Genomic DNA, 8,831 nt, shown 5'->3' with positions numbered 1-8,831 from the left:
ATAACCAGTTCCTCACTCGTTTTGAGGTGAACTCAGAGCCGTTGTCCGAGCGGATGTGCTCGGGAAGCCCCCTTTGTACGAACAGCTCGGTCAGGCGAGCCAGGACATCGTCTGACCTGAGCTTTCTGCCCACATCAATCGATAAACATTCTCGTGTGAACTCATCTACGATGGCGAGCATCCGAAGAGGACGCCCGTCGTGGGTCCTGTCGGCACAGAAGTCATACGCCCAGACATGATTGGGGTGCTCGGGGCGTCTTCTCACGCAGGAACCATCGTTCAGCCACAATCTTCCTCGCTTGGGTTGTCTTTGAGGAATCTTGAGACCCTCCTGCCTCCAGATGCGCGCGGCTCTTTTATCGTTCACACGCCAACCCTCTTCTCGAAGCAGCCTGCCTATCCGACGATACCCCCAGCGCCCGTATAGACTGGCCAGCTCCACCACACTGGCGGTGAGTCTCTCCTCATCACCCCTGCACCTGGGCTGATAGCGCTGTGTCGAGCGGGCCTGCCTCATGACACGGCAAGCTCGCCGCTCCGATACCTGAAAAAGCTCACATGTATGTTCCACAGCCCGCCTCCTTTTGGACGGGCTCAGAAGTTTCCCGAGGCGACTTCCTTCAAGATGGCGTTGTCCAACGCCTGGTCGGCCACGAGCCTCTTGAGGCGGACATTCTCACGCTCCAGTTCCTTGAATCGCTTGGCTTGGTCTGTACGGAGTCCCCCGTAGTCTTTTCGCCAGCGATAGTACGTCTGCTCTGAGACCTCGATGCGCTTGCAGGCCACGGGTACGGTTCGTCCCTGAGATAGTAGAATCTCAGCCTCTCTCAGCTTGGATATGATCTGCTCGGGGGTATGGCGCTTCTTGCTCATCTAAATCCCCTCCCGGGTTGGGCGGTCTTACCGAAAGAGTATCGAAAATCCTCTCATTCAGCTTGGACCGGTTTGAAGGGGCAAGGTCAACCCTGTGCATGGCGAATTCCTAATTGCAAAGAGATGGGAGCTGTGCATGGCGAATTAGTAATTCCACCTAAAATCAATCACTTCTTCGCCTTGCTCTAGAGCGTGAGCTCGCCTAACCTCCCCCGCCATGAAAAATCTATTTCTGATTTTTGCCCACACTCTGGCCGTAATTTCCAGACTGATCTGGCCAGGAGGCGCAAGAGGCCTGATAGCTGAAAACACCCGATGAAGGCGCGCCGGGAAAGACCCGCCTACCCAAGCAGATCTGGGAAGCTATGCATGGAATTCACATTGCAAGGACCTGTTCCAGACACCGATCACCGCGTGATTAACAATTCGCCAGGGACACGATAGAAATTTGCGGAGCCCAGCGCATCAGCATAAAAAAAGAACGGGGCACTGCACCCCGCTCCATATACTCTTTTATCCATACGGCCGTTTTTTCTTTGACCGCGCAGGACGGTTAACCGCCCTTGAATGTTTGATCCTACACCACCGGCTCTTTCCCTATTGCTCCTGTGCATGGCGAATTACTAATTCGCCATGCACAGGTCACTAACTTGATTTAAGTTCTCAATGGGCCTCAACTAATTTTAGATTCTGATTATCTATAATTACCTTCCTGATATAGCCACCATTATTCAATCTTGTCCATTCGTTGAGCTTCTTGGTGTGCAGTTCTATTCTGATGAGCTTGCTCACCTCTTTCCAAAATTCGCGGGTTGGACAGAGGTTACAATCGTCCATCCCAAGGAGACAATCTCCTATCCATTCAGGCCCTTCTACTGCCTCCACAATCTCCATGAGGGAAATTTCCTCAGGGGGGCGCGTGAGTAGCAATCCGCCCGTATAACCGCGCTTCGTTTTGACGAGGCCTTTTTCGACAAGGGATTTAACTATTTTGGACAGGTAGGTTCTTGAGATATTGGTGGAATCTGCAACTTCACGGACTGTGACTGAATGTCCATTGGGACCATCCAGACAACTCATTGCAGCGACAACATACCCTGTGGTTTTTGATAGACATAGCATCCAATAGCCCTCAACTTATTTCAAAGAGGGGCACCCGAGGGAGGGGAGGCTTTATGAATTCCTCCTAACCAACAATATTGTTCGTTCTATAGTCAGTGTCAATATTTTAAAAATTGTTTTTTTGTTTGTAGATTATCTGATGACCTGTCCCCGATTGAGGTACTACTCCCCACGCAAATCCTGGAACTACTTGAACCTACGCCCCCCTAAAAAACCGCTACCAATACCACTCGTGGGCCGGAAATCCTTACCAGGGAATATTTACAACCCGACAATTCAGGTTCTTGTACCCGGCCCGATACATGACTTATTTAATAGTCGTCCCGCTGATTAAGAAAGCCGCGTAAACACTCCCTCCTCAGGCTGGAATTCTGAAAAATTCTCTATTCAACGACTTCACTAAGTTATTCAATTTTCTGGGAATCGAGTTTTTGCGAAGTACAGTCAAAGAGATACTTTTTCGAAAACGATCGCGATAAATCCCTTCCGTTCTTGAGTTTTCCGCTTTCTTCTAAGATCAGGCTCAATTGCGGTTATTGCGGTTGATGAGCGTGAGTTTGTTTCCTAAATGTTTCCTGAAAATCCTCTCGCTATATACGGACGGGGTCGAGTAGCACGTCAGCAACAGGGGTTCGAGTCCCCCATAGGTCACCCAGTACCAATTCAGAAATATCCTCACAAACACTTCGCTTCTCCACCTAACCCAATGACGTTAGAGTTTTAGGTTCGCACTCGCGAAATTGAATTCGTGGACCTATATTGATTGAAGGTAACGAAATCTCCCCATGCCCTCCCGGGTGCGAACCTTCTGGGAGGGCTTTTGTATGCGAGCACATTAAAAAGCACTGTTAGTAAAGAAATTAAGGATAGATGGCAGTTATCAAAAGTTTATTTAATCTCGAAATTATGATGAGATTTTCACAAAAAAGGAGGAAGTCATGATGAGAAAAAAGAACATTAGATCTATAGTATTTCTGGTCGTGGCGGGGGTATTTTTGACGTTTTCCACCTTACAGGCGGCAGAAGTTTCTCCTCTTGTGTCTACTGCATGGGTGGCTGATAACCTGAACTCCATAACTTTAGTTGACGTTAGCAAAAAAGGTTATGCCAAAGGACATATTTCAGGGGCTATCCAGATTAAATGGGGAAGCGAGGTTTTTGCTCCTGAGACAGATCATATGGTGCTTGGTCTCGCTGAGATAGAACGAGTCATGAGCAAGATGGGTGTGGCACAGGACAGTCATATTGTCCTTTACGACGGTGACGGCAAGCCTCATCATGTAACGCGTGTCTATTGGACTTTGAAGTACTGGCATTTCCCAAAGGTAAGCGTTATGGATGGTGGTATAGGGCTTTGGCAAAAAGAAAAACGACCGGTAACAACTGATAGGACAAAGGCGAGCCGGACCAACATCGAAGTTAAATATCCACCAAACACCAAAATAAGGGCTATGTATTCCCCGGATATCATTCATGCGCTGGCGACCCGTAAGGCCGTTTTTGTCGACAGTCGTCCAGAAAATTTCTACAACGGAAAAAGATACAGTCTCGATAAATGGGTGCGTTCTGGACATATTACCGGTGCGGTGAATGTATTTACCATGAACAGTCTGAATAAGGACAAAACGTTCAAGTCTGTTGCTGAACTGAAAGCAATGTATGAAAAAGCAGGGGTTACTGCGGACAAAAGCATTATCACGTACTGCGATACTGGCGTCCTAGCTACCCACGGGTGGTTTGTGATGTCGGAATTGCTCGGCTATAAAAAGGTTAAAGTTTATGATGGCTCCATTCGTGAATACGGCAACATGTTCGATACACCAATGAAGCCTGGGATTGTTCATGGACAGTTTCCCGTGGCACCTATTAAGGAGCTGCAAGAAAAAGTTCTAATTAACTAAACTATAAACATCAACAGAAGAACTCATTTAGGCTGGGTCAGAAATGGCTCAGCCTTTTTGAAATTCGACTGGAGATAGCTTGCCAAACGGTTAGCTATCCAATCTGAACTTTTTTTTCTTCAAGAGACTCTGCCGGGCCACGCACGCAATGACGCCCCACACACCCGTGCGTAAAGTCATGGCACCTATGGTTTTGGCCTCAAAAGCTCCGCCTGTGAAGATATAAACAGCTAAAGCTACAAACGTCATAACCGTAGCCACCCCGATCGCCAATGCGAGGCGCGCGCCCCACTTGGCGTGCCGGAAAAGTCCGATCGCAGCCACCATGTAAGCGAACCCAGCTAAAAAATTAAACCAGACCACGAAGGGGACATAATTGCCCACGGCGAGGCGTCTTACCTCGGGGCCGAAAAGAACTTGACCGGCAGAAAAAACGGATGCAGCGCCAAAGATCAGGGCCACTACGGAAAGGGCATGCAGAAGTTTCGGGTTTCTACAAAATGTTAAGTTGCTTGCTATCATAACTTAGTCTCCCTAAACATCAGATAGTCTATCCTCGACATTCACCGTTTGAGAGTTGTATTCCGCAGTAACTCGAATTCAAACGGCGCCGCAGTTTCTTTGACAACGAAACTAAAAGAAATACCGTATCCGAAGTTCGAAGCGGTATTCGTTCCGTTTCTCGCCGTATTCGGTGTCCTTGCTCCCAAAAAGCCCCGCGACCCGGCCCCGCAGTTCGATATTTTGCCGTAGACTATACGTAACCTCGGGAATGAGCACGAAACTTTTGTCACTTAAGTTGAGGATGGAAGTCACCGCCGGCGTCAAGAACAGGATACCGAAGGGCTCTTTCTGGCTGGCACGAAAGTAAATGTAATCGCGGCCGGGATTTGGTCTTCCAAAAGCGCTTTTTAAAAGCGTCCTGCCTCGCTGCAAGCCGCCGTCCTGGCTGGTCCTCGTGAAGTTCTCGTAACTGGTGTCCGCGAAGTCGAAAAACCGCTTGAGTTCCTCTTGTGTGAAGCCCTGGCCATTGTGATAGTACTCGAGGATGAAAGTCGTCTCCTGTTCGGTGAGGTAGCGCAGTCCGATCAGGTAATTGATGGCGTCGTATTCCTGCCGGGAGAATCTTCCTTGGCTGTCGACCGCCCCCTTTTCAAAATTTGAAACGTAGGCCCACTCGCCATGGATCTCAAGGTTGGTCAGGAGGTTTTTTGAGAAGTCGAAGCCGAATCGGGTAGTTCGGCTGGCACCACCAAAATAAAGAAAATCGATGTCGGTGTCCCAGAGGAGGAGGTAGAGTTTGGAGGCGAAGTTTACGTGATCCTCTTTGCCAAAATCGTCGTTGAAATTGTCATAGACAGGCAGGGCGACGGCGCTCAGGTTGGCCGTTTTCATTGGGCCCGAAAAGCTCCGGACGGCGTCCGCCCGAAAAAGAATGAAGCCTTCGAGCGCTTCCTCGGGGTCTTCGGGATCCCGGTTCCGGCCGATGAAATTTACGGGATTCCAGGCGTACCCCTTTCCCCAGCGCACCAGTTTCTTCCCGGCATCGAAGGATAAGTTGGCGTTATGCTTATAGGAAGCGAACCCTTCGAGGAGCTTGGTGGTCTCCTCAAATCCATCGTTGCTGGACTTGACCTCCGCATTTCCCCGAAAAAACACGGAGAGATCGCCCCTAGTATATGTTCCTTCAAGACGCGAACTAAAAGGATATTCCTCGAAGGTTTCCCCTTCGTTCTGGTCAAAGAACTTGAGGCGGTACAACGCGGTGTCAGGGTCGGCTCCGAATAACTTAGGCTCGAATTCGAGGAAGCCGTTCAGGCTAAACGGTGCTTTTGATTTTGATTCGATTTCTTTTTCGATCTCGCCTAGATCAACCTTGTACTCCTCCTGGGCGTGAGGCACCAAGGGAAGAAACAGGATAAAGAATAACGCGATAACTGCTCTGGCTATCCATCTCAACGTAGGGTTCCTACCTTGGGAAGAAAACTCAAAGAGAAAACCTCATCTGCCAAATCTTTTTTTGTGATCTTGACGAAAATCATGATTGACCGGTAACCCTTCTGCAGGGGGCTATCCGTTTCAACAACGGCCGGGCGCCGGATCCCCCCCCCATAGGCTTTGGTTTGTTTAAAATAAATCGTTTTTATAAGAAGACCCGTCGACGCGTAACACTCGATGCGCGTGGGGAGCATGGTTTCCTTATCCACCCACATCTTCAGCTTGTCGTATGCAACGGAGCCGCTCTTCGCCTTCAGGTGGAGGAGGTGTTGTTTTTTATCGTCATTCAGATTCGTGACGCTGTATTCCGCATGATAGTCCAGACGCAAGATGTCGGCATTGTTGAACACACCGCCCACGACGGATTGGAGGCTGGTAATCCGGAGCGGGCGGGCGACGCTCGGGATATAGAGCCACATGTTTTCGTCCAGGCGAAGGGTGGACCGGCCTTTCTCGCTCGAAGGGGAGAGAAAAAGGGACACTACTTTGTCGGTCCCTTTTTTCAAGGTGTAGAGAATGAACTCCCTTTTCGCTCCACTCGGCTCGATATTGATCAACTTCCGATAAGATTCATAGGTCCCAGGTTGGAGATTTTTGTCCACGGTCTTGAGAATTTCATCCCCTGTCAGGGCGAAAGCCGGAGTCGAAAACGAGAAGGAAGCCAATAAAACAAAGAGTGCGAATTTCATCGGAAACTCTCCTATACGTGTCTCAGTGCATCGATGGGTTCCATCCGGGATGCCTTATAGGCGGGCTGAAGACTGGCCAAGACCGAGATGACGATGACAAGCCCGGAGACCAAAATGACTTCTAGCGGATGGATTGAAGGTGTCAGGATGAAAGAACCTCCTCGTCCGAACTCGAAGGGAATTTCAATCAAATTCAGGGCAAAGATGGTTCCTCCCCCTAGGACCACGCCGACGATGGCACCGAATATGCCCATACATAATCCCTCGATGAGAAAGAGGGAGAGGATGGTCCGAGGCGGCGTGCCGATGGCGCTGATAGTTCCGATTTCGCGCACGCGCTCATAGACCGACATCATCATGACGTTGAGAATGCTGATCAGAACGACCGCGATAAGGATCAGGCGAATAAAAAAAGTGATGACATCAATCATTTTCGCGATGTTGGCGAACGGGGACAGCTTCGGCCAGGGATGGACCTCAAATTTCGGTTTACCTTTCTTGTTCAGCACACCGGCCAAGGAAGTCCGAAGCACATTGGCCACCTGCTTTGCCTGCCCCAGATTTTTCAGGTTCAAGGCGATCTCGCTAACTTCCTTTTTCCGCAGTCGAAGTATTTCCCGGGCGTCGGCAATGTGAATGTATCCGTCCCGTCCGCCAGGACCGGTAGCGCTCTCCATGATTCCAGATATCTTAAACGTCTTTCCATTTACCGAGCCGTCCTTGTTGGTCGCGACCACCACGGTCGTATCCCCAACCTTCAGCTTCAGCCCTCGGGCAAGCAGTTCGGGAACCAGAATTGACCCCTTCATCAGCGATGTTTTTGTGGGACTCGGATCCTTTTTCTTCTTGATTATCCGCGAGAGGAGCATGGGGACAGTCGCGAACTCTTTTTCGGGGTCTACGCCGTTGATACGAATGTTGGTCGATTCGTTGAAGTTGCTGAACAGCCCACCGAACTTAATGCGCTCTGAATAAGAGGCAATGGCCTTGTTTTCGGCAATCGCCTTTTCGATGAGGGTGAGCTCTTGCCCCGTCAGGTTCATTGTCAGGGGAAGATTGTCCATGGAGGCCACATAGCCCCGGCGGTGAATCTGCACATCCCCCAGGAATGAGTCGGTGATCTGTCCGATCATGAGGTTCTTGAACGACCCCGTAACGGAATTAAACACCAAGACAAAAACCACGCCGATGCAAATCAAGGAGGCGGTCAGAAGGGTTCGACGCCTGAATCGCAACAAATTTCGAATGGCAATTTTGAACAGATTACGCATGGGCGACCTCCCGATTGGTGATTCGGCCGTCCTCAAGGGTGTAGACCACTTCGGCCTCGCCAATGATTCTGGAGTCGTGAGTGGAAAAGATAAAAGTGGTATTGAATTTTTCCGTCATTTTTTTCATTAATTGAATGATAATGTGCGCGGTGTCGTGATCCAGGTTGGCCGTCGGCTCATCGGCTAGAACAAGCTTAGGCCGCGTCACCAGCGCCCGAGCCACAGCGACGCGTTGTTTTTGGCCGCCCGAGAGTTGTTCTGGGTACTTATTCCGTTGATCCGCCATCCCGACAGCCTCCAGAAGCTCTGTTACTCGTTCGGTTCGCTCCTGGACAGGGAGGGTCTGAACCATGGTGAGCGGATATTCAATGTTCTCGAAAGCAGTCAGAACGGGCATGAGGTTAAAATTTTGGAAAATAAAACCGATATTTTCTCCCCGGAACTTCGCGCCTTGTATCCGGTTGAGTCGGGCAACAGCCATTTCCGCTACTACAAGGCCTCCCGCAGTCGGTTTATCGAGGCAACCAATCAGGTTCAACAACGTGGTTTTGCCGCTCCCCGATGGCCCCGCGAAGGCGACAAACGAGCCTTCCAAAATCTCGAAACTCACCTTCCGTAGGGCTTGGACCTCGATCTCTCCGGTTGAATAGGTTTTCACGATATCCCTAGCTAAAATCAGGCTCATTGTCAGTCTCCTGGAGTTCTTTCAGATTACCCTGCGGTTTCACCTTCTACTTTCGATTTGACGAAAAAGTCGAAAATAAGTTCCATTTATCTTGTATGTAAATAAGAGACCCTGTGCATGGCGAATTCCTAATTGCAAAGAGATGGGAGCTGTGCATGGCGAATTAGTAATTCCACCTAAAATCAATCACTTCTTGACCTGCCCCCAATAGTAGTACCACTAGCTACGAGAGTTTTGGAACCATGGACGACGGGCGAAGCGGAGCGAAGCCCGGAGGCCATGGTTCTTTCGT

9 protein-coding genes are annotated in these 8,831 nt (G+C 49.7%); 1 reads left to right on the top strand and 8 read right to left on the bottom strand.

Features of this window, described 5'->3' with window-relative positions:
• The 3 genes from HOJ95_17820 to HOJ95_17810 form a co-directional block, all read right to left on the bottom strand.
• On the bottom strand, positions 1–571 hold a 571-nt coding region (locus HOJ95_17820; protein ID MBT6396553.1), incomplete at its 3' end, for a transposase.
• 23 nt (positions 572–594) lie between these two features.
• Positions 595–873, bottom strand: a complete 279-nt coding sequence (locus HOJ95_17815) for a transposase (GenBank protein ID MBT6396552.1) — start codon at positions 871–873, stop codon at positions 595–597.
• Positions 874–1,536: 663 nt separating this feature from the next.
• Entirely contained in the window at positions 1,537–1,995 is a 459-nt protein-coding gene (locus HOJ95_17810) for an Rrf2 family transcriptional regulator (GenBank protein MBT6396551.1), read from the bottom strand.
• Positions 1,996–2,933: 938 nt separating this feature from the next.
• Here HOJ95_17810 and HOJ95_17805 point away from each other — a divergent pair.
• Positions 2,934–3,896 (top strand): sulfurtransferase, encoded by a 963-nt coding sequence (locus HOJ95_17805; GenBank protein MBT6396550.1) that lies wholly within the window; start codon positions 2,934–2,936, stop codon positions 3,894–3,896.
• Positions 3,897–3,986: 90 nt separating this feature from the next.
• Here HOJ95_17805 and HOJ95_17800 read toward each other — a convergent pair whose 3' ends face one another.
• The 5 genes from HOJ95_17800 to HOJ95_17780 all read right to left on the bottom strand — a co-directional run bounded on the left by HOJ95_17800 (position 3,987) and on the right by HOJ95_17780 (position 8,539).
• Positions 3,987–4,418, bottom strand: coding sequence for a hypothetical protein (locus HOJ95_17800; protein ID MBT6396549.1), 432 nt, complete (start codon positions 4,416–4,418; stop codon positions 3,987–3,989).
• Between the two features lie 111 nt (positions 4,419–4,529).
• Positions 4,530–5,855, bottom strand: a complete 1,326-nt coding sequence (locus tag HOJ95_17795; GenBank protein MBT6396548.1) for a hypothetical protein — start codon at positions 5,853–5,855, stop codon at positions 4,530–4,532.
• Positions 5,852–6,583 (bottom strand): outer membrane lipoprotein-sorting protein, encoded by a 732-nt coding sequence (locus tag HOJ95_17790; GenBank protein MBT6396547.1) that lies wholly within the window; start codon positions 6,581–6,583, stop codon positions 5,852–5,854. The genes HOJ95_17795 and HOJ95_17790 overlap by 4 nt, the downstream gene beginning before the upstream one ends.
• 11 nt (positions 6,584–6,594) lie before the next feature.
• Complete coding sequence (locus HOJ95_17785) at positions 6,595–7,854, bottom strand: ABC transporter permease (protein MBT6396546.1); 1,260 nt, start codon at positions 7,852–7,854, stop codon at positions 6,595–6,597.
• Positions 7,847–8,539 carry an ABC transporter ATP-binding protein gene (locus HOJ95_17780; protein MBT6396545.1) on the bottom strand — a complete coding sequence of 231 codons (693 nt, stop codon included), beginning with the start codon at positions 8,537–8,539 and terminating at the stop codon, positions 7,847–7,849. Before HOJ95_17780 ends, HOJ95_17785 begins: the two co-directional genes overlap by 8 nt.
• Positions 8,540–8,831 lie beyond the last annotated feature (292 nt).

The sequence above is a fragment of the Nitrospinaceae bacterium genome (assembly GCA_018669005.1).
In the GTDB taxonomy this organism is placed as follows: Bacteria; UBA8248; UBA8248; order UBA8248; family UBA8248; genus UBA8248.
Note: the sequence above shows the minus strand (reverse complement) of the source record. Positions and strands in the feature narration are given on the sequence as shown.